Consider the following 25328-nt stretch of genomic DNA (forward strand, 5'->3'; position numbering starts at 1 on the left):
CCGCCCCTTGCCAAAAAGAAAGAGGTGGAGCGCACGGGCCCCACCTCTTGCCTGATTCTGACTGGCGTAAACTGGCTACGGCTGCAGCACGAGGCGGGCGAAGAGCGGGGCCTGCGCGCTGGTCAGGTGCAGGGTGACGCGCTCGATACCGTTCGGCAGGGGCTCGATGGTTTGGGTGACGTCGTTTTCACCGGGGCTGGCGGGGGTCCAGGTGGCGAGGTCGGTGGAGACTTGCAGCTGCTCGGAATAGAGCGTCGCCGCCGCGAACGACCGCAGATAAGTAACCGTATGAGTGCCTTGGGCGGCGTTGAAGCCAGCGACAATTTGCGGCCGGTCGGCTTGGTTCGGGTGCGTGGCAAGTAAGAACTCCAGCGCGTTGGCCAGGCCGTCGCCGTCCGCATCGCTGGTCGCGAAGCCCGGCACCGAGGCGTCTAGGCCATACTGCGCGGCCCAGTCGGCCAGCGACGACTGTACTTCGAGCCGGGCGATGTGGCTTTCGGCAAAGCCTTCGTCGTTGGTGATCTCCACCGTGTAGTCGCCGCGATTGCCAAGCGAGGCCGCAGCGATGGTGTGTGTCGCGCCCGTGGCCTCGGGGATGATGACGCCGTCCTGATACCACTGGTAACTCAGCCCTTGGCCCACCGCCTCGACTGATAGCGTAACCGGGGCGTCGAGCGCGACGGATTGGCTGACGGGGTGGGTGGTGATGCGCGGCGGGTAGGCCGGCATCCAGCCGTTGAGCCCGTAGTAGCTATGGCCAAAGATGGCTTCCAGTGTGTAATCGGCCGGATCGACTTCTACCACCACGCGGTTGCCGGTGCCGGTGGCTGGGGCGAGCGAGGGGTGCGAGGGCTGCATGCCCGGCGTGTAGTCCGGGTCGAGGGTGTTCAGCCAATACGCGCCCGCTTCGTGGCGCTCTTCCGGGGTTACGATGCCGCCGCCGAAGAGGGTGGTGCCGTATTCGCGGGCGCGGCAGGTGACTTCCTTGCTGCCTTCCGCCGCCGACCATTCGCCCCAGCCCTTGGTGCTGAAGTGGGTGTCGACCACGCAGTTGATCACCGCCGTCGCGCCGTCCTGCCGCCACGGGCGCATGAAGGTGGTCGAGCCTTCGTTCACGTCGTAGGGGTAGCCGTTGGCGACGAGTGCGCGGGGGAAGTTCGATTGGAGGAACACCTCGCCGTAGGGCTGGTCGTAGGGCGTGTTAGGCGCGCCGACAGGGCCACCCACCGGGCGGATCTGCACGATGTCGCAGTGGTGGAAGACGCCGAGCGCCTCGCCATAGATGAAGTCGACGCTGCCCCAGATCTCGCAGTGCTGGAAGTAGGCGATGCCGCGGATGGTGTAGAGCGTGTCCTGCCCGCCCTTCATCAGCACGTTTTCGAAGACGAGGCGGCGGCCAGTAGTGGCCACCGTGTTGATTGGCCCGGCAAAGGCAGGGGCGGAGGCTGTCGGCTGTTCCAGATAGACGCCGTTGTCGACCGTCAGGTTTTGCACCGTCACGTCGTCCGATTCGATGCGCAGGGTGCCGGAGGCCCGGTTGCCGCCGTTGGAGAACGCGGCGTATGGGTAGTAGATTTCGACCTCGTCGCGGCTGTCACCCGTGCCGATGATCGTCACGTGATGGCGGTTCTGGGCCAGCGTGGCGTTGTCGCGATAGACCCCGGGGGCGATGCGGATGGTGCGGGGCAGGGTGTTGCCTTGCGGGATCCAGTCGAAGGCGGCCTGCAGCGTGGCGAAATCGCCCCGCCCATCGTGCGCCACCGTAATGGTGGTCGGGCCGGAATCGGGCGTCGGTGTTTCGAGTCCGTTCGCCTTCGTTGTAAAACGCCAGGCGTCCGGCCCCGAGATACCCGCAAAGGCGGCGTTTTCGGAGTCCAGGATCGTGCCTGGCTCGATCTCGACGTAGTAAGTCTTGCCGTAATCAAGGCGCTGCTCGGGGCTCAGCGTGATCCAGACTTCGTTGCCATGGATCGCGACCGGCTCATACCAGTAGTCGGAGCCTTGCACGCTGCGTTCGGCGACATTTGTGATCGTGGCCGACCAGAAGACGATCGTCTCGAAGGTCGAAACGTCGATGCTCGCCGCCACGGAATCGTCTGCCGCGTCGCGAATGGTGATGACGCCCGTTTGACCGATCTTGGGCTGGCTGGGGAAGGTGAGGCGCAGTTGCTGGTCGATGCTGATGCCCGTCATTTGACTGTGGGGCGCGTAGCTCACGGCTTGCGTCGTCGGCACGCCCACATAGACGGCAGCGGACGTAACCGATCCGGCCGGGTTGGATGCGGTGACGGTGTAGTAGCCGGAGAGCGCGGGGCTCATGCCCTGCAGTTGCAGCGTGGCGGTGTCGGCACCCTGCACATTGGTATCGTTGTTCAGCGTCTCGCCGTCGCGCGTCCACGTGTAGGTGGTGGGGTAGGGTGCACCTTCGCCGGCGTCGGCTTCGACGGAGACCGTGTGCGCGGTGCCGCGCTCCACAATCGCTTGCGTCGGCGCCTCGACGATGACGGGCGCAACGGTCAACGGTGCCGCCTCGCTAGTGGCCGAGCCGACGGAGTTCTGGACCTTTACGCGGTAGTAGCCTGCGTTCTCGGTCGTCAGATCATGGATCGTCAGCACGGCCGAGTTCGAATTCGGTACGTCTTCAAAATTCTCGTTGTCGAGGCTCTTCTGCCAGGTGAAGTTCAGCGGCGAAGTTCCGTTGGGCACCACGACAAAGGTCGCGTCGCCGCCGGTGGTGGCGTTGACGGCCATCGGCGCGGTGACAATGCTCGGCGCAATGGCTTCGTCGGTCACGGTCAAGACCGCTACGGAGCTGGTGACATCGCCGCCCGGGTTGGTGATCACCACATCGTAGTTGGCGGCGTCGCTCGGCTGGACGTCAGTCAAGACAAGGGTGGCCGTGATGGCGGTGGGGTTGTCCGGGATGGCCTGCCCGTTCTTGCGCCAGAAGTAGGTGAGGGTGCCGTCGCCGCTCGCAATCACGGGGATCGAGACCTCGCTGCCGTGGGTAGCTTGCGGGCTGGGCGGCGGCGCGACGTCGATGGTAGCCTTCGGGTAGGGCATCAGCTGAAAGCCGCCGAAATACTGCCCGTTGTTGGCATTCTTGCTCGTGGTAAAGAGCAGTTGGCCCGTCGCGTCGGTCTTGGCATGAACACGAATCCACGTGATGCCGCTCTCCACCGGCTCGATCTGGCTGGCATTTTCGACGAAAACGTTGCCGCCGTTGCCCCCGGTGGTTTCGACCGTGAGGACGTTATCACTGGGGCTGTTGACGGCAGGAAAGGTGTAGCGGCAGCCTTGGCCGTCGCCGCCGGTGGAACCGTAAAAATAGACGTAGTAGTGTGCGTTGGCGGGGAGGCCATCCAGCTCGTATTCGGCGCTGTTGCCGCCTCGGTAGATCCGCCAGACTTCGTTCATCAGGCCGTTGGGGCCGAGGTTGGAGCTGCCGCCGGAGCCGGAATTGGGCTCGGTGCGCGTCGTGTTACCGTCGAGGTCCTGGATGTTGAGCCGGACGGAGAGGCTGACGCCCGAAGGCTGACCGTTGGGATCCGCCAGCGCGAGGTTGGTCGCGGAATTGACGGGGTAGGTCCCTTTCGTGCTCAGGCTGTTCGAGCCAATCGCGGGGTTGGGCCGTTTGACGACGTTGAAGGTCTGCCCTTCGAGGGGCGCGACGGCCGAATAGGCCCAGCCGCCGCCGGGTGGGGCGATGGTAATAGTTTCGGCGGCGGTAGGCGTCTCCCCTTGCGCGATCTGCGCGGTCGAGAGGGTGACGGAGACGGCAGGGCGGGTATCTTGAGCGGCCAGGGTAGCGCAAAGCCCGGCTGAGGTGAGAGCCCCGGTCGCGAAACACCGGAGCAAGACAGATTGGGTCATGAGTTTTGGGGGTTGGGTAGACCCTCGACGATGCCCCGCCGCCCGCACCCGCTCAATGCGCCCCCTGTGCGCATCGTTGCGCTGTTTGCCTCCCGTTTGGTAGGTTTGGTTCTCGCCATTTCTGACCGACAAGGCGCGCGGAGCATCCGCGTGAATCCTCGTTTGATCCGCAGCTAAATAACACCCGCACCCACGCCGCTTTCCCGCCCCACATCCGCCTTGCCATGGAGGCGGGGAGGGGACATGGTGATGGGTTTTCATGTTGAAGCCGCCGAAGAATTTTGTCCCGACGCCGTTCGAGTATCACCAGGAAATCGAACTGACGATCCATGACCTGACGAACCTGGGCGAGGGCGTAGGCCGCGTCGACAACTGGGTCGTGATGGTGCCGTTTGCCCTGCCCGGCGAGCGCGTCAAGGCGCGCGTGTGGCGCAACAAGAAGAACTACTCCGACGCCGACCTCGTGGAGGTGTTGGAGCCGTCGCCCGACCGCCAGGACCCCCCATGCCCGATCTTTGGCCAGTGCGGCGGCTGTCAGTATCAACACTACAGCTACGACCGCCAGCTCGACTGGAAGACCAAGCAGATCGCCGACCTCATCCGCCGGATCGGCAAGCTGCCCGTCTACCCCAAGATCGAAGGCGCCGAGGCCCCCAACTCCCACGCACTGGGGGTCGAGCGCTGCCACGGTTCGCCCAAGCAATACGGCTACCGCAGCAAGATCACGCCGCACTACCCACGCCCCGAGCCGGGCAAGGATTTCCCCATCGGCTTCCAGTATGCCGCCAGCCGCGCGATTATCGACGTGCCGCAATGCCCGATCGCCAGCGATGCCATCAACGCGGCCCTGCCGGGCGAGCGCCAGCGTATCCGCGATGACGCCCCGTTGGGCAAGAAAAAGATGGGCGGCACCCTGCTGATGCGCGATGCCGAAGAGGGCGTGGTGACAAACAATCGCGCGACGGTGACCGAAGAAGTCTTCGGCAAGCGCTTCCAGTTTGTTGCCGGTGAGTTCTTCCAGAACAACCCGCACATCCTGCCCGACATGGTGCAGTATGCCCTCGATCAGGCCGCCGCGCCGCTCGAAAACGGCACCAGCCCGCGCTACCTCTGCGACACCTATTGCGGGGTCGGCGTCTTCGGGATCTGCGGGGCCGACCGCTTCGACCTCGTCTACGGGGTGGAGGTCAGCGACACCGCCGTCAAGCTGGCCCGCGCCAACGCCGCGTTGAACCAGGTGCGCAACATCTCGTTCTTCTCCGGCGAATCGCAGCGTATCTTTGCGAACCTCAACTCGCCTGCCGACCAGACCGTGATGCTGATCGACCCGCCCCGCAAGGGCTGCGACACCGTCTTCCTGCGCCAGCTCTTCCGCTACGGCCCGGCCCGCGTGGTCTACGTCAGCTGCGGCCCGGACACCCAAGCCCGCGACCTGGAGGACTTCGTGCGCGCCGGCTACATGCCCACCCGCATCCAGCCCTTCGACCTCTTCCCGCAAACCCGCCACATCGAGAACGTCATCACGCTCGACAAGGCGATGTAGCCAGAATTGAGCCGCAGATAGACGCAGATTTGCGCAGATGACGGAGACCGGTTTTGGAGATCTGGCTTTCATCCGCGAAAATCCGCGTGCATCTGCGGCTAAAACTCCCTCCTGCTTCACCTGGCACCCTGCCCAAACCGCCTGCCTCGATTAAAGGCTTGAAGGGCTGGCCGGGGTGGGCGAGGCTAATCGGCTTTGCTCATGTGGGACGGACTGCCGGATTTATCGAAAAACAGCCTGGTGGACCTGGCGGGATGGACCATTCTGCGGGCCGGGCAAGACCTGCGTCGCGAGGGTGCCGTGCGCCGCGTCGAGTGGAATGCGCCGCACCTGACCGGTGAGATCCGGCTGGGTGGGCGTGATTTTCGCCCGACGCTCAACTTGCGCTCGCTCGCGTTTGCCGAAAACCGCTGCACCTGCGGCGAAGGGCGACGCGGCTACATGTGCGAGCATGCCCTCGCCCTCTGCGTGGAGGCCGAGCGCCGTCGTGAGGCGGGCAAAGGCCCCGACAATGCCCCTGGCCAGTCCGCACCCGCTCCGAAGCAGGCCGCGATCCCCGCGAAGCCCGGCATCAGCCGCTCGGCCCCGCGCGCGCCCGAATCTGCGCCATCGGCTCCGGTTGACGAGGCGGAGGCGCCCCAACCGACGTGGCTGAAGTGGGAATTTGCGCACGGTCGCCCGCTGGAGTTGCAGGTCCACCTGCCGCCCAACCTCGCCGACTCTGCCCCGCGCGACGCCATCATGGTCAAGCTCGTGGTGCTCGACGTGAAGCGCCCCAAGCCGTTGGAGCAGATCGTGCGCTCCGAGCTTTACAAGCTCGACCCCCAGACCGCCGTCGCACTGGGCTGGCTGGAACGCTGGGCTCACGGTCGCCCCGCCAGCTTGTTGCAGCTCAAGCGCGACCAGCTCCGCACGCTTCTGCAGGCGCTGGCCGGTAAGCCCAACGTGTTTTTCGTCAACCAGCCCAACCGCCCGCTACGCTGGGACGGTGGCAAGCTGCCGGAGATCAACCACCACCTCGGCGAACCCGAGCGCGCGAAGGAGGCCCCGAAGGTCGTTTCGCGCTCCCAGTCCGCCCGCGGTCCGCTGACTTCCCGCGAGCGCGAGGAGATCATCGCTCGTAGCGCCAGCAGCCTGCCAGCCGTGCCGCGCGAGGGGGAAATCCGCCGCCCCGCCAAAGACCCGGTTGCGGAGCGCCGTCGCCGTCTGGCCCGCATCACCGGGCAGGCGCATGTGCACTCTCCCGCGCTGGAGGCCTACCGCGCCCGCGCCGAGATAGGGCAGGGCGCGGGAACCGTGCTGGAAGTCGACGGCAGCGAACACTTCCTCTCCGTCCGCCTGCCGAGCAAGGACGACCCGCGCCATTACCAGTTGGCCGAGATCCTCAAGAACGAAGGCTTCCGGCTGGAGGCGTCGAATGGCCGCTTTTGGCTGCGCGACCGCCACAAGACGCTCAATTTCCTCGCCCGCTACTGGGTGAAGCTGGAGAAGGAGTTCGACGCCACCTTCACGCAAAACTTCCAGGAGCGCACGGCCAAGCTGAAGCCTGCCAATGTCGCGGTCGATGCCGCCCGCGATGGCCGCGATTACCGGATCACGCTGCGCCTCGACGCCGGTGACGCGGGCGAGCTGGAGATCAACCGAGCCCTCAGCGGCGGGCGCAACTACGTCGAGAGCCCCAACGGTGACGTGAGCCTGCTCAATCCCGAGCAGTTGGAGCAGGTGGCGCGCGTGCAGCGCAAGTTGATGGGCCAGCAGGAGCGGCCTTTGACGCCCCGCGTTTCTACGACGGTCTCCAGTGCCGCCTGCCGCGACGTCGAGAGCATTCTGGAGGAGCTGGATGCCAAGCTCGACTTGCCGCAAGACTGGACGGAGCGCTCCACCGCGCTCAAGCAAGTCGGCGCGCTCAAGGCCCCGCCGCTGCCGCCCGAGTTTGCCCAGCGCCTGCGCGTCTACCAGCAGGTGGGCGTGGCCTGGCTCTGGCACCTCTACCGGCACGACCTCGGTGGCATCCTGGCCGACGAAATGGGCCTCGGTAAGACGATTCAGGCGCTCGGCCTTATCCTCTGCCGCTGGCAGCAGGAGCGGAACCGCCGCGACCGCACGCCCAGCGTCGTCGTGAGTCCCGCCGGCCTCACCGAAAACTGGAAACGGGAGGCGGCGAAGTTTGCCCCGCAGCTACGCGTGTTCCTGCACCACGGCAACTCGCGTCTGCAGTCGCCCGAAGAGTTTGGCAGTTTCGACCTGATTATCACCTCTTACCAGACGCTCGTGCGCGACCAGGAGCTGTTCAACGCCGGGCGGGTGGGGCTGGTGATCGCCGACGAGGCCCAGCACATCAAGAATCGCCGCACCATGGCCGCCACCGCGCTGCGCTCGCTGCAGGTGCCGGGCCGCATGGTATTGACCGGTACCCCGATCGAGAACAGCGTCGACGACCTGCGCTCGATCCTCAGCTTTATCCTGCCCGGCTACCTCGCCAAGATCCCCGACGGGCTCAAGGGCGACGACCGCGCGTGGTACGACCAGCGTCACCTGCAGCAGGCGGCCCCCTACATCCTGCGCCGCAGCAAAAAGCTGGTCGCGGCCGAGCTGCCCGAAAAGATCGAGCAGGTGGTGCCGTGCGACCTCAGCCCGCGCCAGCGCGAGCTCTACGAGCAGGTGCGGATCAAAACCGAGCAGGCCATCTTCGAGATGGAGATGAGCGGCGCGGCCGAGCAGAAGGTGCGCTTCGCCGCGCTCACGCAGTTGCTGCGGCTTCGGCAAGCCTGCGTCGACCCGCGCCTCGTCAACGAAGAGGCCAAGGCGGGCGATTCGGCCAAGCTCGCGGCCTTCCGCGAAATCCTCGAAGAGTGCCTCGACGGCGGCCACCGTATCCTCGTCTTCTCGCAATTCACCCAGGCGCTCAAGCTGCTCCAGCAGTTCCTGCAAAAGCGCGACATCAACCACCTCTACCTCGACGGCTCGACCAAGAACCGCGCCAGCCTCTGCGAGCGCTTCAACAAGGACGAGTCGATCCCCGTCTTCCTCATCTCGCTCAAGGCGGGTGGCACCGGCCTCAACCTCACCGGGGCCGACACGGTGGTGCACTACGACCCGTGGTGGAACCCGGCTGTCGAAGCCCAGGCGACCGACCGCGCGCACCGTATCGGCCAGACCCGCGTGGTGACGAGCTACAAGCTCATCACCACCAACACGGTGGAGGAGAAGGTGCTGGAGCTGCAGGAACGCAAGGCCGGTTACCTCCAGGACCTGCTCGACGAAAGCGCCGCCAGCACCGCCAAAGTCAGCCTTGATGACATCCGGGCGCTGCTTAAGGGCTAAAGGGGGAATGCCTCAGGGCATTGTTTAACCACAGAAAGCACATAAGCCACAAAAAGTTTCAGATGCGGTCCTCAAAGGAGGCCACCTCCAATCTTTTCTTGGTGTCTTTGTGCTTTGGTGAGATACATTTTCCTGTATGGGTCACAAAAAAGCCGCCCGGGCTTCCGGGCGGCGTAAAATGGCAAGATAATGCTGCGTTGCCGGGTGGTATCAAGCGGTCTGCACCTTCGGCAGGCCAGCGGGGATTTCCACCGCGTGGGTTTGCTTGCGCTTCACGCGGGCGAGGCGGTGGCGGCGGCGCAGCAGGCGATCCAACTTTTGGGTCATTCCGTCAATGGACTTGTAGAGGTCGTGGCTATGTTCGTTCACGATCATGTCGTTTCCGCGGATCTCGATTAGTCCCTTGGCGCTATATTCCTTTTCCTTACGGCCATCGGGGGTGTGCCCGAGCTCAACGCGGATTCGAATGATATTGGATTCGTGCTCAAACAGCTTGGCCACCTTTTCCTGCACCATGGTCTTGAGAGCATCGGTCAGTTCGAGGTGGTTGCCGGAGATAATCACATCATTCGCGCGGTTGTTCATGGGAATGCTCCTTTGTAGTTTTAGTATGCTTATTATTGGTGCGTTAGTATTCCTCCGTTAGACGGTAGGAAAGAGTAGAAAGTAGCCGCAGGCGGTTAGGCGTGCGCGGCGGTGTTGATGTCAGGGGCAGGGTGAGAGCTTGCGATCAACAACACCATCGCTGGCGGTATGCGCCGGAGGCTCGTTGTCGCGTAAAACTTCGTTGCCCCGCGCGTAGATTGCCACATTGGTAAGGCATGAACGCGCTCCAGAAAACACTGAACCCATATAGCACCGTGGTGCTGACCGGAGGCTCATCTGGAATCGGGAGATCCTTCATCGAAGCTATACAAGGTTTAAATCCGACCGCGTTCATTTGCAACCTTTCTCGGTCATCTCCTGAAAAAAAGTTGCTGTCCGAACGGGTGCGGCACATCAAGTGTGACCTCGAAAAACGCGACGCCGTTCAAACCCTGCTGCCGATTTTGGAGCCCTGGCTGGAAGAGCGCCTCAGTGCAGGTAAGTTATTGCTCATCAACAACAGCGGTTTCGGTAGCTTTGGGCCCTTTCCCGAGCCGAACCTGGGGCACCAGCTGGGCATGGTCGACCTTAACGTGCGCGCGGTGGTGGAGCTGACGGGCGCGCTACAACCCTACCTGGAGCGGCAGGGCGGGGCGGTGATCAACGTCGCCAGCACGGCTGCCTTCCAGCCCACGCCCTACCTCGCGACCTATGCCGCGACGAAGGCCTTCGTGCTGCACTGGAGCCTCGCGCTGCACACCGACTGGCGCAGCAAAGGCATCCAGGTGATGGCGCTCTGCCCGGGCCCGACCGAGAGCCGCTTTTTTGCGCGCGCCGGTTTTAGCCAGGCCCCCAATGCTGTGCGCGGGCAGACGGCCCCTCAAGTGGTGGAGGAAGCGCTGCGAGCCCTCGGCAAAGGGCGCTCGCTCTGTGTCACGGGCGGCACAAATCGCTTGCTCGCGGCGGTTTCCAGTCGCTTGCCCAAGGCCCTGCAGGCCCCGGTCGCGCAGTGGGCGATCCGCCGCAGCGGGATCGTTGAGCGTTCCGAGGCTCAAAAGCGGACGCAGTAGGCGCGCTATTATATAATAGAGGCGGCAACGCGTTGCATTTTCGGCGTGCAACTGCGCGCAATCTGGCAAGGCTGCCTCCTCATGCCCGCGCCCTCCCTATTGCTCGAGACCGAAGCCGCCTTGATCCAGCCCGAGTGGCTCGAAGAATGGATCGTGGTGGACGACAACGATGTGCTGGTGCTGAACAAGCCCGGCTGGGTCGTCTGCCACCCCTCCAAAAACGGCCCATGGTCTTCGCTCGTAGGGGCAGTGGGTGAGTGGCGGCAGCTCAAGCGCGTGCACCTCGTGGCCCGGCTCGACCGCGAGACTTCAGGCCTCGTCGTACTTGCCAAGCACCGCCTGGCCGCGCGCAACCTGCAGATGGCACTGGAGGCCCGAAGCGTCACCAAGCGCTACCTCGCCTTCCTCGAAGGCGTACTGGAGCAGCCGGTGACGGTCGATGAGCCGATTGGCAAAGATCCGTTCAGCGAAGTGGCCGTGATGCAGATGGTGCGCCCCGAGCGCCGAGGGCAGACCGCGCAGACCCATTTCGAGCCGCTCTCGAACAACGGGCGAGTTACGCTCGCCATGGTGACGCCGCATACGGGGCGCAAGCACCAGATCCGCGTGCACGCGGCCTGGCTGGGCCACCCAGTGGTGGGCGACAAGATTTACGGCGGGCACCCCCAGGCCTACCTCGACTTTATCCGCCAGGGCTGGACCGCCCAGATGGCCGCCACGCTGCGCTGGCCGCGGCAGGCGCTTCACGCTTATGAGGTGACTTTCGAACTGGCCGACGGCCCTCGCACCTGGCGCGCACCGCTGGCGCCGGATCTGGCAGATTTTGCGAGCATTGAGGGATTGTCCTTATAAAGCGCGCATTTGCACTGTTGGCGGAGCGAATATGGCCGATTTTTTGGCTAGGAGACCAAGAACGACTCCGTTTCCCTTCTTCCCCACGTGAAACTGCTGCCCAAATTTTCCCTCGTGCTGGTGGGAACAGCTGGCCTGATCCTGCTGTTGCTGGCGGCTGCGATTGTGCGCTGGGACCGCGCCTACGGAGAGTTGTTCGAGCACCTGCTGGCGGAAAAGGAGAGCCAGACGACGGGTGTGCTCGCCCTGAAGACCCAGAGCCTGAAAAACTTTGCCTACGACTATAGCTGGTGGGAAGATACCATCGATTTTGTCAAAAACCCGACTGATGAGTGGTGGACGGAGGAGATCGAGGGCGTGCCGGCGCTCTTTGAGGCCGACCTGACGTGGTTTTACAACAAGGCGGGCCAGCTCGTCTACGAGCGCAACGACCGCAATGAAATCGAAGTTGCCTCTTTTGCCATCCCCGACGGGCAGGTTCTGGAATGGATGCGCGACCTCACTTACCCCCACTTTTTCGCGGAAACGCCGTATGGGGTGATTGAATTGGCGGGTTCGCCCCTGCAGCCGGGCGAAGACCTGGAGCGCACCACGCCGGCCCAAGGCATGATGTTTGCCGGTCGCTTCCATACCGACGAATTTGTCTATCAGGTGGAAGAGCTGACGGGCAGCCGCGTCCACTATGCCCCGGCCACCGACGATGGAGGCATCGCATCGCCCGACATACCGCAACACCACGGCCGTCAGCTGCGGACCGTCGTCCCGCTGCAGGGGCTCGATGGGGAGGTTTTCGGTGCGGCGATCTACGAATACCAGACGGAGATTTTCGGACTTTTCGACCAGCACCTGCGCTCCGTCGTCTTTTTGGTGGCGGCCATCATCATCGTCATGGCGGTGGCACTGGCCTTTACCTTGCCCACGCTCGTGCTCAACCCCATCGCCCGCCTCCGTGCCTCGATGACAGAGCAGCAGGAGCGGCCGCTTTATCCTTTGCTCGATCGTGGCGACGAATTGGGCCAGCTTGCGCAGCTGGTGCGCGACTTTTTCCAGCAGAAGCGCGTGCTGACGCAGGAGTCTGCCGCCCGCGCGAAGGCGGTGAAGGAGGCCGAAGAAGCCGCCCGCGAGGCCCGTCGACTGGAACGCGTGAAGTCCGAGTTCCTCGCGACGATGAGCCATGAGATCCGCACCCCCATGAACGCCGTGGTCGGTTTTTCGGAGCTGCTGCGCGAGGGTAACCTGCCGGAGGAAGAGCGCGAATACGCCACCATCGTGGTCGAGAACAGCTATGCACTGCTTCACTTGCTCGACGATATCCTCGACTATTCGAAGCTCGATTCGAGCAGGCTGGAGCTGCAGCTGGAGTGTATCGACCTGCGCAAATTCGCCGCCCAGATCGTTTCCACCTATCAGGCGAAGGCGCGGACCCGTAACCTGTTGCTGACCCTGCAGCTCGATCCTCGCCTGCCACAGCATGTGGAAGTCGATAGCGCCCGCTTGCGGCAGATCCTCAACAACCTGGTCGACAACGGGATCAAGTTTACCGAGCGCGGCTCCGTGCGCCTGAGCCTGGAGCCCGAAGGGGAGTGGCGGCCGGGCGAAAAAGCTTCGATCCAGTTTACGGTGCGCGATACCGGCATCGGTATCCGCGATGAGCAGCAGCGCCAGATTTTCGAGCCCTTTACGCAGGCCGACAGCTCCACCACGCGTCGTTTTGGCGGCACCGGCCTCGGGCTGGCGATCAGCTCACGGCTCGTGTCGCTGATGGGCGGCCTGTTGAAGGTCGACTCTGCTTATGGCCGCGGCTCCACCTTCAGTTTCAGCCTCGCCCTGCCCACTGCGGGCGAGAAGTCGACCGAAAAGGCGGGCGAGCAGGAAAACGGGCGCGCCAATCTTCGCCTGGCCGATACCGTGCCGCTGCACATCCTGGTGGTGGAAGACAACCCGACCTCGGGCCAGTTGATCCACATCCACCTGCGGCGCCTCGGCTACCAGCCCGTGCTCGTGATGGACGGCCTGGAGGCTTTGGAGCGGGTGCAGAAGGAGCGGTTCGACCTCATCCTGCTCGATTTGCAAATGCCACGTATGGACGGCTGGACCTTTGTCAACCAGCTCCGCACCTTGCCCCGCTGCCCGTGGGTGCAGCAGGTAAAGCTGATCGCCGTTTCCGCCAATAAATTACGCGTCGAGACCTCGGCGCTGGTCATCGCAGGCATCCACGGCTTCGTCAGCAAGCCCTACACCTTCGGCGCGCTGGTCAACGAAATCCGCCGGGTATGCGCGCCGGAGATTACCCCGCCGGAAGGCCCGCCGCGCAGCCGTGACGACGTTACTCTTGGGTCTTCGGAGCTTCCGCCAGCTGGCGAATCAGCCAATTGACGGCCGCCTCGACCGCTGCGCTCTGGCAGGCCACGCGGTCGACAATGTTGGCCGAGGTACTCGGGGTCTCAAAGGTATAGCACCACGGGGTGTGGTGCCGCATGAGGTGGATGGCTTCGGGCAAGTCGTCGCGCCAGTCGGTGGTGTGCTCCAGCGGCGGTTGCATCAGCCCCTCGTTGGCGGGCATGCCGTCGATCTCCGGGCTCATGTCGAGCGGCAGGTGCTCGGCCCCGGCGGCCAGCAGATCGCGGGCGGGGGAGGCAAAACCGTGCGTGCGGCGGCGCGCGTCATTGTCGGCCAGGTGCTGCGGCCCCAGCTCGTAGAGATAAAAGCCGGAGCTCTCGAAATCTTCGTGCAGGCACAGCGCCAGGTCGAACGTGCGCTGGCCCAGCCATGCCTGGTGCGCGACGGCTTCGGGCGTGCTCGGGGTGGGGCCGTAGCTGCGGTTTACGTCCTGGCCCTTGTCGTTTTCGCGCGTCTTGGCCTCCAGCCCCAGCGGGTTGACGAGCGGCACGATGTAGTAGGCCACGTCGTCGCGAAAGGCCTTGCGGCGCAGCAGGTCCAGCACTGCCAGCGGTCCGGCGGGCTCGTCGCCATGCACCCCGGCGGAGATATAGACGTGGGCCTTGGGCTGCTCCGGCTCGCGGACCAGCGCAATCAGGCCATGTTCTTCTCGCTGGCCATAAAACTCTGCCTTGAAGCCGGCCCGGCGGGCGGCGTCCTGCAGGCGTTCGCTCAGTTCCTTTACGCGCATGATCCCGAATGAAGGGCAGAACGGGCGTTCTGGCAAGCTGCGGCTGCGCTAGCTGCCCTGATGCCCATCGGCCTGTTGCAGGCGCGAAGGCGTATCGCCCGTCCAGCGCAGCTTGTTGCGCAAAACCTCAAAGTGCGAGTGGCCTGCGGGCTGGACGAGGTCGAGCGTGCAGCTGGTGCAGATGTGGACCTCCACCGGAAAGCTGTCCGGATCGCGCGAAAGTTCGCGGCCATCGGCGGAAATCTGCATCCCCGTCACCGGGCGCTCGATATTGACCGTCACCACCCGGCTGTGGGGCAGCACGATGGCGCGGTTGGAAAGCGTGTGGGGGTTGATCGGCGTGAGCAGCAGCCCGTGCGTCTCCGGGTGGACGATGGGGCCCCCTGCCGCGAGGTTGTAGGCGGTGGAGCCGGTGGGGGTCGAGAAGATCAGCCCGTCGGCGTGGTAGTGGTTCACCAGGCGGCCTTTTTGCGCCACTTCCAGCCGCACGAGGCGCGAGGAGTAGGTCTTGATCACCAGATCGTTGAGCGCCAGCATCGGCTCGCCGTTGTGCAGCTTGCACTCGATCATGGTGCGCGGGCTCAGCTCGAACTCGCCTCGCAGCACCAGCGGCCAGTGCAGCGTGATCTCCTGCGTGGTAAAGTGGGCCATGAAGCCGAGCGTGCCCAGGTTGATGCCCATGACGGGCACCTTGGCCTGAGCGGCGGCGCTGGCTACGCCGAGGATCGAGCCGTCTCCCCCGATCACCACCACCAGCTTGAAGCCTTCGAGCGATTTCGGGTTGCTGGGGTAGTTGGGCATGATGCTGCCCTCCACCCCCAGCTTCTGGGCGTTCTGGAGCAGGGTGCGAGCAAGCTCTTCCGCTCCCGGCTTGGAAATATTGGGGACGATGGCGATGGGCGAGAGCAACGGTTGGGTCATGCGACGGGCGCAATTTCAACCACTTCTCCGTCCGACGCAACCTTCTTCCAACCCAGCAGGAACTCTCGGTTGCCGTCCATGCCCTCGATCGGGGATTCGCACTGGCCGATCAACTCGGCCCAAGGCATGTGCTGCTCGGCAAAGTCCTTGATCTTGTCGATCACCGCCTCGTGGATCGCCGGGTCGCGAATGATGCCGTGGCCCATGTCGACTTCCTTCTTGCCCGCTTCGAACTGAGGCTTGACGAGCGCCACGAGAAAACCGTCGGGCCGCACGCGGTTCCAGGCCGGGCCGAGGATCAGCGTCAACGAGATAAAAGAGAGGTCCATCACCACGAGGTCGTAGGTTGGGTAGGGCAGCTCCATCTCGTCGAGATGCCGGGCATTGACGCGCTCGAAATTCGTTACGCGCGGGTCCTGCCGCAGCTTGTAATGTAGTTGACCGTGCCCTACATCCACGCAGGTCGAGTCGGCCGCTCCCGCCTGCAGCAGGCAATCGGTAAAGCCGCCGGTGGAGGCGCCCACGTCGAGGATGTGCCAGCCCGTGACGTCCATCGGGTAGCGCTCGAAAAAGCCGGCCATCTTTTCGCCCCCGCGGCTGACGAAGCGCGGCGGCTGGATCACCGTCAGCTCCAGATCGCTCGGGTAGGTCTTGCCCGCCTTGTCGAGCACCTCCGTGCCATGGCGGACTTTGCCAGCCATGATGAGGGCCTTGGCCTGTTCGCGGGAAGTCGCCAGCTCCTGCGCAACGAGGAGGGCGTCCAGACGCATCTTACGGGGTTTGCCGGCAGTCGCCATGCCGTAATGAGGTCGCTTCAAAAGCCGGTGTCAACGCCGAAGCTCCCGGCTTCAAGGGGCGTAACGTCACGACCCCCGGCTTACCCCTTGTAGCCGACCCAGCCCTTGAAGGTAAAGGCGGCGTAGAACAGCTCGACCCCGGTAAAGCCCGCCGCGGCGAGCAAGGCCGCATCTTCTGGCGGGGAGAGCACGGGCAGCCGCTCCTTCATCGCCGACACGCTCGCCGCGCCGGAAAACGCCGCATAGCGCGCGAGCCACCGGTCTTTGCCCACCTCGTCGGTAGGGAAGCTGTGGTGCACCACCACCAGCGGTGCCCCGGGCTTCAGCCGGCGGTGGATCTCGGCCAAAGTGCGCTGCCGTTCCACTGCCGGGAGGAAATGCAACGTGAGCAGGCAGGCCGCGCCATCGAACGGGCCCTCCGGGGCATCGTCGATATAGCCTTCGCAAAATGCGACCCGCTCCGCTTGATCGCCCAGCGTCTCTTTGGCCTGCTGCAACATGGAAGGCGAAGGATCCACGCCATGGAAGCTCCAGCCCGGCTGCTGCTCGGCGAAGGCCTTCAATTCCAAGCCTCCACCCGCTCCGAGCACCAGCACGCGCCCATCGGCCGGGACACGTTCGGCAAGCAGCAGACCGCACATCCGGTGCAGATCCCATAAACCGGGCACCTGCTGGGCCACCTTTTCCGAATATCCGGCGGAGGCTCCGGCAGGGGATGCACCCGAGGCAAAATCAGGGGTATGTGGGCTGGGTTTCAAGGCTCTTGAGCGAAAGCTCTTTCGGTAGGGAGGGGTGGAGCCCGGTCGATGTCAACGCCGAAGATGGTTGAGCCTGTACCGTCGTAACGTCATTTCACCATAGGTTCGCATTTCTTGTTTAGTTCGAAGTGTAAAAACGCATACAATGATTGTGGATAACTCGTGCAACTTATTTGAAATCAGAGGGATAAATATTTGCGTATTTTGGCGATGAGTAGTTGAATGAAGTTAGCATGGGGGTGTTCCCTAATGTCGGCCATCACGCTAACGGCTAGGCGCGCAGATAAGCGGCCTGCGGCTAAGAATTTAGCGCGCGTGTTTTCAAGCTTTTTCTACCATCCGCCCTTGACCGCGTGGGGAGAAGATGGCAAGAAATGGGAGGAAGTGGGAGACATCGGATGGTGGATGATTTGGCCAGTGCGATAGATGCCAACGTGTATGTGGGGGAATTCTCCCACCGCTTGGACGCGCGCGGTCGGGTCACAGTGCCGTCGGATTTCCGGGTCGAGGGCGATGAAGGTAACTACTACTTCGCCTGGCCGCACCCGGAGGGCTATGTGGCGGTCTTCCCTCCCGCCATGCAGCAAGAGCTGCTCGAGAAGACCCGTAGTATCAAACAGAGCGACAAGGCCGGCCAAAAGATGCTGCGCCAGCTTTTCGGAAACGGATGCAAGTTCGGCTGTGACAAGCAGGGCCGCATCCTGATCCCGCAAAAGCTGCTGGAGAAGTCCGGCATCGACAAGGACGTCACCTTCGTCGGGGTGGGGCGCACCTTTCAGATCTGGTCGACCGAGCGCTTCGCCGCCGAGAACGAAGAAGAATTCGATTTTAACTCCACCATGGAGTCCCTGGGCATCTAACCATGAACCTCATGATCACCAGTCATCCGATCAATCGCCGCCTGCACCACTCGGGCGCGCTGTTCGACGGCAGGATCCGCCACTACAACCGAGGAGACTTCCCCGGTTGCGGACGTCTGCGCCTCACCGGTGAGGTCGACATGTCGCCAAACCCGGCTCGCCTTCCCCGCATCTTCAGCGGGTGGATGAGCCTGTTCCGCCTCCGCTGAGCCATCGGGCGCCCTCTGCGCCCCATCGCCCCGCGTGTATAGATTCCCTCCCTTCTCATTTTGCTTTTCGTTTCATGCCGTCGCATGTGCCAGTCCTGTTTCGCGAGACACTCGCGGCCTTAGAGGTCGCGGAGGGGGGACGGCATGTGCTCGACGGTACCTTCGGTGGCGGCGGCCACACACGTGGCATGCTCGAAGCCGCGCCCGACAACCGCGTTACCGCTTTTGACTGCGACCCTCAGGCGGCCGAACGCGCCGCCGAGCTACAGGCCGAGTTTGGCGACCGCCTCGCCTTCCACCCCGTCAATTTCGACCGCCTCGACGCATTCGTCGACGGGCGCGTCGATGGTGCCCTCTTCGACCTGGGCCTTTCCTCTTTCCACTACGACCTGCCGGAGCGCGGCTTTTCCTTCCGCTTCGACGGGCCGGCCGACATGCGCCTCAACACCCGCGAGGGGCGCACTGCGGCCGAATTCCTGGAACACGCTTCCGAAACTGAGTTGGTTCAAGCCATTCGCGACTTCGGTGAAGAGCCGCGATGGAAGCCAGTGCTCCGGGCGATCCTATCCGCCCGGGGCACTGGTAAACTCCAGCGCACCGCCTCGCTCGCCGCCGTCGTCGAAGAAGCTGCCGCCCCTCGCTACCAGAAGGCCAGCCGCATCCACCCGGCCACCCGCACCTTCCAGGGCGTGCGCATCGCCATCAACGACGAGCTGGGCGTGATCGAGCGCATGTTGCCGCAGGCCTTCGCCGCACTTCGCCCCGGCGGCATCCTCGCCGTCATCAGCTTTCACTCCCTCGAAGACCGCATCGTCAAACGCTTCTTCCGCCGCGTGGCTGGCCAACCCGAAAGCCGGCGCGACAACCGCCCGCAGCAAGAACGTCACGTGCAGGCCGAGATCCTGACCCGCCGCCCCCTTGAGGCCGGCGAAGAAGAAATCGCTCTCAATCCTCGCTCCCGCTCCGCCAAACTCCGCGTTTTGCGCAAACTCTGATCCCGCTGAAACCATGAAGCAGCCCTCCAGCACTTTCGCCAGTTCCTACGGTTCCACCATCCTCGGCCTTGCCATCGCCATCGTCGTCACGGCGGGCATCGGCGGCCTGGGGCAACTGTGGCTGCTCCAGCAGCGCAGCGAGATGGTCCGCCGGACCGAAGAAGCGCAATCCCAGATCACCCAAGTGGAGCGCAAGCTGCGGTATCTGGACAGCGAGATCGCCCGCGTGCACCGCCCGGACAACCTGCAGAACCGCGTGGTCGAGCTGGGCCTCAACCTGCGCCCCCCGACCTCGGGCCAGGTCGTCTACCTTTCCCGTGACCCGCTCCCAGATCAGACCGATCCGGACATCCCCAACCTCTTTGCTCAACTGCCGGAAGCCCCCGCTGCCTGGGGCGCGACCGGTGTCGCGAGTCGTTGATCCATTATGTCGCGCGCATTTCTCCCAGTCTGGCGTTTTTGGCTGATCGTGGCGGTGGTATTCGCCTCGTTCGGAGCTGTCTGGGTCCGCCTGTACTTACTACAGGTCGTATATGCGCCGGAGTTGGCCGCGCAGGCCGCCAGCTCGCGACAACGCACGCTGCAGGTCGAGGCCCGCCGGGGAGACATTACCGACGCGCACGGCAACCTGCTTGCGACCGCCCGCCCGGTGATCGACCTCGGCGTCGACCCGCAATCGGTGACGGCTCACGACGCCGAAAAGCTGCCGGAGCTGGCCGTGATCCTGAAGCGCCCCCTGCCAGAGGTGCGCCGCGCCTTTACGGACCTCACGCGCACCAACAGCGAAGGCGAGCAAGTGCCGATCCGCTGGACCAAGCTCGCTACGTTGACTGAAGACGACTACCAGCAGGTGCTCGACCTCGGCCTCAAGTCCGTCTACGGCAACCGCCGCTACGAGCGCTATTACCCGGCCAACGAAATGGCCGCCCATGTCGTCGGCTACATTAATAAAGAGGGCACGCCGGTCATGGGCATCGAGCGTTACCTCGACTTTTACCTGCGCGGTCAGGATGGCTGGCGCGATACCGAGCGCGACGGTCGCCGTCGCGAGCTGGCCATGTTTACCCAGCGCGAGGTGAGCCCTACCGACGGCCTGACAGTCGAGCTGACGGTCGACTGGGTCGTCCAGAGCATGGTGGAGCGTGAGATCGAGCGCATCGTGGGGGAATACAACCCCGAAGGCGTCTCGATCATCGTCAGCGACCCCAAGACGGGGGCCATCCGTGCGATGGGCAACTACCCGAAGTTCGACCCTAACACGTTCTGGGACTTTCCGCTCGAAAACCAGCGCAACCGCGCAGTGACGGACATCTACGAGCCGGGCTCGACCTTCAAGATCGTGGCCGCCTCTGCCGCCCTGCAGGAGAAGATCGTCACGCCCGATACGCTGATCGACTGTGCGGAGCCGGTGGCCGAATATCAGGGGCGCCGCATCCGTCTGCCCAACGACGACCACCCGCTCGGCGAGATCCCCGTCTCGACCGTCATCGCCAAGTCCAGCAACCGCGGCGCGGCACAGCTCGCCATGATGCTGGGCGACCACCGCATGCACGATTATGCCGCACGCTTCGGCTTCGGCAGCATCACCGGCTGGGGCCCGGCGGGCGAAGTCGGCGGCATCCTGCACGACGTCAAGGACTGGGACGGCCTCACCATTTCGCGACTGCCCGCCGGCTATGCCGTATCGGCCACACCGCTACAGGTGCACTTTGCCATGGCCACCATTGCCAACGACGGCGTTTTGATGCACCCGCGCGTGGTCAAGAGCGTGAAAGACCGCCAAGGCAACGACGTGCTGGAATTTACGCCCCGCCCGCGCGACCAGGTCGTCTCGCCCGAAGTCGCCCAGGAGATGCGTGCGATGCTCAACCAGGTCGTGAGCCGCGAAGGCACTGCCCGCCGCGCCATGATCGACGGCTACTCCGTCTGCGGCAAGACAGGCACCTCGCGCAAGATCATCAATGGGCGTTACTCGCACCAGCTCCACGTCGGTTCGTTCTCCGGGTTCTTCCCGGCGGAAGACCCCAAGGTCGTCATCACGGTGATGGTCAACGGCGCCCGCTTCAAAGGCATCGGCTACGGCGGCGTGGTGGCCGCGCCTGCCTTCAAGGCGATTGGCGAGCAACTTGCAGCATATTACGCGATCCCGCGCGATATCGACCCGGAGAAGCCCAGCGCGCTCTACGCGGCCAATCGGCAGGAGGGCGCCCAATGACGCCCTTTTCGCTCCTGGCTCCAACCTCCGCCCAAGCTGGCGATCAGCGGTGGCAACAGGCGAGCGCCCTGTTGCTGCAACGCCTCTCGCCGCCTACCCATGCCACAATGATTACTTTGGCCCGACTCTTTCACGACCTGCCCGGGGTAGAATTCAAAGGCCCTGAAGACGTGTCGGTGCGGGCCCTCTGTATCGACAGCCGCCGCGTGGCCACAGGTGCCGTGTTTTTCGCGTTGCCCGGCCGCCGCACCCACGGTCTCCGCTTTATGGAAGAGGCGATGGACCGCGGGGCCGCCGCCATCGTGACCGATCAGGACATCTGGGTGCCGCGCAAGATGACCCTCGTGCGGGTGCCCGATGTGCGCGCCGCCCTCGTCACCGCTTCCCGCCGATTTTACGACGAGCCGCAACGCCACCTGCACCTCGTCGGTGTCACCGGCACCAGCGGCAAGACAGTCGTTACCAGCCTTTTGCACGACTGGTGGAGCGCCCAGACCCCCACCGGCCTCCTCGGCACCATCCACTACGCCCTCGGCAATCGCACCCTGCCGGCCAACCGCACCACGCCCGAGCCGATCGACCTCTACGCGATGTTTGCGCAGATGCACCAGGCCGGCTGCAAGCGCGCGGTCATGGAAGTCAGTTCGCACGCGCTCGACCAGGAGCGGGTGCGCGATCTCGCCTACGAGACGGTCGCCTTCCTCAACCTCACGCCCGAGCACCTCGATTACCACGGCTCGATGGAGGGTTATTTCGAATCGGTCGCGCGCCTCTTCGATGGTCGCAACGGGCCGGCCCCGCGCCAGGTCGTGATCAACCTCGACGACCCTTACGGCGATCTCCTGATTTCGCGCTTGCCGCAGGAAGCACGCGCAGTGACGTTTGGTCGCGACGAGCGGGCCGACCTGCGCCTGCACGACGTGCAATGCACCCGCCACGGCGCCACTTTCAAGCTGCAGACGCCGAAGGGTGCGCTGACGGTGCATTCGCCGCTGGTGGGCGAGTTCAATGTCGACAACGTGGCGGCGGCCCTCGCCGTGGCCTATGCCGAAGGCACCGACTTGAACCACTGCGTGCGGCAATTGGCCCGTTTTGCTGGGGTCCGTGGCCGTCTGGAGCTGGTCAACGAAGGGCAGGACTTTTCGGTCATCGTCGACTACGCGCACACGCCGCAGGCCTACCGCCGCGTGCTCAAGACCTTGCGTGCGATCACCCCGGGCCGCCTGCTGGTGGTCTTTGGCTGCGGTGGCGACCGAGACCCGGCCCGTCGCCCGGAAGTGACCCGCGTGGTGGCCGAAGAGGCCGACCTCGCCTGGGCCACTGCCGACAACCCCCGTAGCGAGCAACTCGCCGACATTTTCCGCGACATGCGTGCCGGGCTGCCCGAGCGCCATGCCCTGCGCTTCCTCGACGACCGTCGCCACGCCATCAGCCAGGCCCTCGACGCCGCTCAGGCGGGCGACACCGTGCTGATCGCGGGCAAGGGCCACGAAACCTTCCAGCAACACGCCGATTCAGTCGTGCCGTTCGACGACCGAGCCGTCGCTCGCCAACTGCTCCGCTACCGGCGCGAGCTTTCCAACTGATGCCTCGCTTTACTGCCAGTCAACTCGCCGCTGCCACCGGAGGTCATTGGGTCTCCGGGGAACCCGCGTCGGTCGACGGTTTCCACTTCGACTCCCGCATCGTGGCGCCGGGTGAGATGTTCGTCGCCTTGCTGACGGGGAAGCGCGACGGGCACGACTTTCTGGAGGCCGCTTTGGCGCGTGGGGCCACCGCCGCGCTGGTGTCGCGCATCCAGCCCGTGGCCCTGCCGCAGCTGGTGGTGCCGGATACGCTGGCGGCGTTTCAGGCCATCGCTCGGGCACACCGAGCCGCGTGGCCGCACCCGGTGGTCGGCATCACCGGCAGCGTGGGCAAGACCTCGACCAAGGACATCCTCGCGCACCTGCTGGGGCGCGAAGACTGCGCCGCCACGCCGGGCAATTTCAACAACCACATCGGCGTGCCCATGTCGATCCTCCGGGCCGATCCGGCGCGGCATCGCGCGATGGTGCTGGAGGCCGGCACCAACAGCCCGGGCGAAATCGCCTTTTTGGCCGATCTGATCCGCCCCACGGTGGCGATTGTGACGGCGGTAGGCCCGGCGCACCTCGACCACCTCGTCAATCTCGCGGGTGTGGCGGTCGAAAAGGCGGCGCTGCTGCAAGGCGAGCCCGCGCTCTCGATCTTCCCCGCCGAGGTGATTTCCTACGAGCCTTTTCAAAACGCGCCTGGGCAGGTCTGGCCGGTTTTTGCCGGCGACGGACCCGCCGAACCGGGCCGCGTTGTTTACCAAACGACCAAACTGGAAGCTGAAAACAACGAGGATGTCCCGACCAGGCATCCGGATTCACAGGTTAGTAACTATAGCTCGCTTCAGACCACCTCGGCCCCGGCAGTCGGACTGACCATCTGGCTGCCGGCCGAGGTCGCGAGCGCCGAACCTCTTCGTGCGCCCTTCCAGTCCACCAGCGAAGGCATGGCCCGCAATGCCGCTCTCGCCGTGGCCGCCGCCACCTATATGGGTGTGCCCGCCGCCCAAATTGAGGAACGCCTCGCCACCTGGCAGCCCTTGGCCGACCGCGGCGGCTGGGTGCAAGCTGAAGGCCGCTCGTATTATGTGGACTGCTACAATGCGAACCCCAAATCGTTCGTCGACTCGTTTCAGGCCTTTCACCAGCGCTGCCCGCAAGCCCCGCGCGTGTTTGTGCTGGGCGCGATGTTCGAGCTGGGGGCCGAGCGCGCGCGTTGGCACCGTTGGGTCGCTGAGCGTTGCCCCGCCCAACCGGGCGACCGCATCATCCTGGTAGGGGAGGGCACCGAGGCTTATTTGCCGGGCCTGTCTGCCTTCCAGCGCGCGGGCGTCATGGTCACGCACGTTTCCAGTGCCGAGGCTGCTCGCGATTTGCTCAAGGCGACCGACTACCCCGTTTATCTCAAGGGCGGCCACGCGGCGCGCCTCGATATCCTCGCCCCGCAGCCGCAGGAGGTGTCATGCTGACGGAACTCGCCAATTTCCAGGAACTGTGGGGGCCGTTGCGCCTCTTCAACTTCATTACTTTCCGCAGTGTGATGGGCGCGGCGACGGCATTGTTTGTCGGTATGCTGCTGGCCCCGATCCTCATCCGCCGCCTGCGTGCGTTCAAGCTGGCCCAGGTCTTCCGCAACGCCAAGGAAGTGGGCAAGCTGGCGGAGCTGCACGCGGGCAAGAAGGGCACCCCCACCATGGGCGGGCTGATCATCTTCTTCAGCGTCACGATCAGCACGGTGCTCTGGGCTGAGTGGAATGTCTTTATCGCCACCGCGCTTTTGGTCTACACCGGCCTCACGGTCATCGGCTTTCTCGACGACTACCTCAAGATCACCAAGCGCAGCTCTGGCGGCCTCAAGGGGCGCTACAAGCTGGCCGGTCAGTTGGTGCTGACGGCAGGTGCGCTGGCCCTGCTGTTGAGCGACCCGGTGACGAGCGGGGCGATCCGCGAGCTGTGGCTGCCGTTCCTCAAGGCTCCGCTCATCACCACAATGCCGCTCGCGTTGCTCTTCGTCTTTGCCTTCCTCGTGCTGGCCGGCTCCAGCAACGCCATCAACCTCACCGACGGGGTCGACGGGTTGGCAATCGGCTGCACGCTCACGGTCGCCATGGCTTACGGCCTGATGGCTTATGCGACGGGGAATTTTAAATACGCCGACTACCTGTTGCTGCGCTTCCTGCCCGGTGCGGGGGAGCTGACGGTGATGTGCGCCATCCTCTGCGCCGCCTGTCTGGCCTTCCTGTGGTTCAACGCCCACCCGGCCTCGGTCTTTATGGGCGATACCGGCTCGCTGGCCCTCGGCGGCCTCGTCGGCGTCATTGCGCTGATGATCCTCCAGCCGTTCACGCTGATGATCGTGGGCGGCGTTTTCGTGGCCGAAGCCCTCTCGGTCATCATCCAGGTGGGGGTGTTCAAAGGCTCGGGCCGTAAACATCGCTTCTTCCGGATGGCCCCGATCCACCACCATTTCGAGCTGGGCGGGTGGGCCGAGACACAAGTCGTTATTCGTTTCTGGATACTTTCCCTCATTTGCGCCATCGCGGGCCTCGCCACCCTGAAGCTTCGCTGACGCAGATCCCTCACTACGCAACTTTCCTGTCACCTTTCCATTGCTCATCCGAC

At 64.3% G+C, this 25328-nt stretch carries 19 protein-coding genes; 13 read left to right on the forward strand and 6 right to left on the reverse strand.

Annotation, left to right across the window (positions count from 1 at the left end; all coding sequences use genetic code 11):
- Window positions 1–75 precede the first annotated feature (75 nt).
- Window positions 76–3873: a pectinesterase family protein gene (locus Q7P63_12475; protein MDP0500901.1), complete on the reverse strand. Its 3798-nt coding sequence runs from the start codon at window positions 3871–3873 to the stop codon at window positions 76–78.
- Between the two features lie 259 nt (window positions 3874–4132).
- Here Q7P63_12475 and Q7P63_12480 point away from each other — a divergent pair, with 259 nt between their 5' ends.
- Together Q7P63_12480 and Q7P63_12485 are read left to right on the forward strand one after the other, a co-directional pair.
- Window positions 4133–5416 (forward strand): class I SAM-dependent RNA methyltransferase, encoded by a 1284-nt coding sequence (locus Q7P63_12480; protein ID MDP0500902.1) that lies wholly within the window; start codon window positions 4133–4135, stop codon window positions 5414–5416.
- Window positions 5417–5617: 201 nt separating this feature from the next.
- Window positions 5618–8740, forward strand: coding sequence for an SNF2-related protein (locus Q7P63_12485; GenBank protein MDP0500903.1), 3123 nt, complete (start codon window positions 5618–5620; stop codon window positions 8738–8740).
- Window positions 8741–8950: 210 nt separating this feature from the next.
- Here Q7P63_12485 and raiA read toward each other — a convergent pair whose 3' ends face one another.
- Window positions 8951–9325 (reverse strand): ribosome-associated translation inhibitor RaiA, encoded by a 375-nt coding sequence (gene raiA, locus Q7P63_12490; protein ID MDP0500904.1) that lies wholly within the window; start codon window positions 9323–9325, stop codon window positions 8951–8953.
- 236 nt (window positions 9326–9561) lie between these two features.
- On the opposite strand from raiA, the gene Q7P63_12495 reads away from it, so the two are divergent.
- From Q7P63_12495 to Q7P63_12505, 3 genes are all read left to right on the forward strand, one after another.
- Window positions 9562–10395: an SDR family NAD(P)-dependent oxidoreductase gene (locus tag Q7P63_12495; protein ID MDP0500905.1), complete on the forward strand. Its 834-nt coding sequence runs from the start codon at window positions 9562–9564 to the stop codon at window positions 10393–10395.
- Window positions 10396–10476: 81 nt separating this feature from the next.
- The gene (locus tag Q7P63_12500; GenBank protein MDP0500906.1) at window positions 10477–11247 is read left to right on the forward strand and encodes an RNA pseudouridine synthase; all 771 of its coding nucleotides are present in this window, start codon (window positions 10477–10479) and stop codon (window positions 11245–11247) included.
- A gap of 87 nt (window positions 11248–11334) precedes the next feature.
- The gene (locus Q7P63_12505) at window positions 11335–13623 is read left to right on the forward strand and encodes an ATP-binding protein (GenBank protein ID MDP0500907.1); all 2289 of its coding nucleotides are present in this window, start codon (window positions 11335–11337) and stop codon (window positions 13621–13623) included.
- Here Q7P63_12505 and Q7P63_12510 read toward each other — a convergent pair.
- The 4 genes from Q7P63_12510 to Q7P63_12525 all read right to left on the reverse strand — a co-directional run bounded on the left by Q7P63_12510 (window position 13574) and on the right by Q7P63_12525 (window position 16853).
- A complete protein-coding gene (locus tag Q7P63_12510) occupies window positions 13574–14377 on the reverse strand; it encodes a M14 family metallocarboxypeptidase (protein ID MDP0500908.1) in 804 nt (267 codons plus the stop codon). The two genes, Q7P63_12505 and Q7P63_12510, sit on opposite strands and share 50 nt — an antisense overlap.
- A gap of 48 nt (window positions 14378–14425) precedes the next feature.
- Window positions 14426–15298, reverse strand: a complete 873-nt coding sequence (locus tag Q7P63_12515; GenBank protein ID MDP0500909.1) for an NAD(+)/NADH kinase — start codon at window positions 15296–15298, stop codon at window positions 14426–14428.
- Window positions 15295–16068 carry a TlyA family RNA methyltransferase gene (locus Q7P63_12520; GenBank protein MDP0500910.1) on the reverse strand — a complete coding sequence of 258 codons (774 nt, stop codon included), beginning with the start codon at window positions 16066–16068 and terminating at the stop codon, window positions 15295–15297. The genes Q7P63_12515 and Q7P63_12520 overlap by 4 nt, the downstream gene beginning before the upstream one ends.
- 107 nt (window positions 16069–16175) lie before the next feature.
- Window positions 16176–16853, reverse strand: a complete 678-nt coding sequence (locus Q7P63_12525) for a methyltransferase domain-containing protein (GenBank protein MDP0500911.1) — start codon at window positions 16851–16853, stop codon at window positions 16176–16178.
- Window positions 16854–17251: 398 nt separating this feature from the next.
- Here Q7P63_12525 and Q7P63_12530 point away from each other — a divergent pair, with 398 nt between their 5' ends.
- The 8 genes from Q7P63_12530 (at window position 17252) to mraY (ending at window position 25275) form a co-directional block, all read left to right on the forward strand.
- The gene (locus Q7P63_12530; protein MDP0500912.1) at window positions 17252–17713 is read left to right on the forward strand and encodes a hypothetical protein; all 462 of its coding nucleotides are present in this window, start codon (window positions 17252–17254) and stop codon (window positions 17711–17713) included.
- An 11-nt stretch (window positions 17714–17724) separates the two neighbouring features.
- On the forward strand, window positions 17725–17922 hold the full coding sequence (locus Q7P63_12535) for a hypothetical protein (GenBank protein MDP0500913.1): 198 nt from the start codon (window positions 17725–17727) through the stop codon (window positions 17920–17922).
- A 74-nt stretch (window positions 17923–17996) separates the two neighbouring features.
- On the forward strand, window positions 17997–18917 hold the full coding sequence (gene rsmH / locus Q7P63_12540) for a 16S rRNA (cytosine(1402)-N(4))-methyltransferase RsmH (GenBank protein ID MDP0500914.1): 921 nt from the start codon (window positions 17997–17999) through the stop codon (window positions 18915–18917).
- A 13-nt stretch (window positions 18918–18930) separates the two neighbouring features.
- Window positions 18931–19338 (forward strand): hypothetical protein, encoded by a 408-nt coding sequence (locus Q7P63_12545; GenBank protein ID MDP0500915.1) that lies wholly within the window; start codon window positions 18931–18933, stop codon window positions 19336–19338.
- Window positions 19339–19344: 6 nt separating this feature from the next.
- Window positions 19345–21132, forward strand: a complete 1788-nt coding sequence (locus Q7P63_12550; protein ID MDP0500916.1) for a penicillin-binding protein 2 — start codon at window positions 19345–19347, stop codon at window positions 21130–21132.
- A complete protein-coding gene (locus Q7P63_12555; GenBank protein ID MDP0500917.1) occupies window positions 21129–22718 on the forward strand; it encodes a UDP-N-acetylmuramoyl-L-alanyl-D-glutamate--2,6-diaminopimelate ligase in 1590 nt (529 codons plus the stop codon). The genes Q7P63_12550 and Q7P63_12555 overlap by 4 nt, the downstream gene beginning before the upstream one ends.
- Entirely contained in the window at window positions 22718–24175 is a 1458-nt protein-coding gene (gene murF, locus Q7P63_12560) for a UDP-N-acetylmuramoyl-tripeptide--D-alanyl-D-alanine ligase (GenBank protein MDP0500918.1), read from the forward strand. Before Q7P63_12555 ends, murF begins: the two co-directional genes overlap by 1 nt.
- On the forward strand, window positions 24169–25275 hold the full coding sequence (gene mraY, locus Q7P63_12565) for a phospho-N-acetylmuramoyl-pentapeptide-transferase (protein MDP0500919.1): 1107 nt from the start codon (window positions 24169–24171) through the stop codon (window positions 25273–25275). Before murF ends, mraY begins: the two co-directional genes overlap by 7 nt.
- Window positions 25276–25328 lie beyond the last annotated feature (53 nt).

The sequence above is a fragment of the Verrucomicrobiota bacterium JB022 genome (genome assembly GCA_030673845.1).
Lineage (GTDB): Bacteria > Verrucomicrobiota > Verrucomicrobiia > Opitutales > Oceanipulchritudinaceae > WOUP01.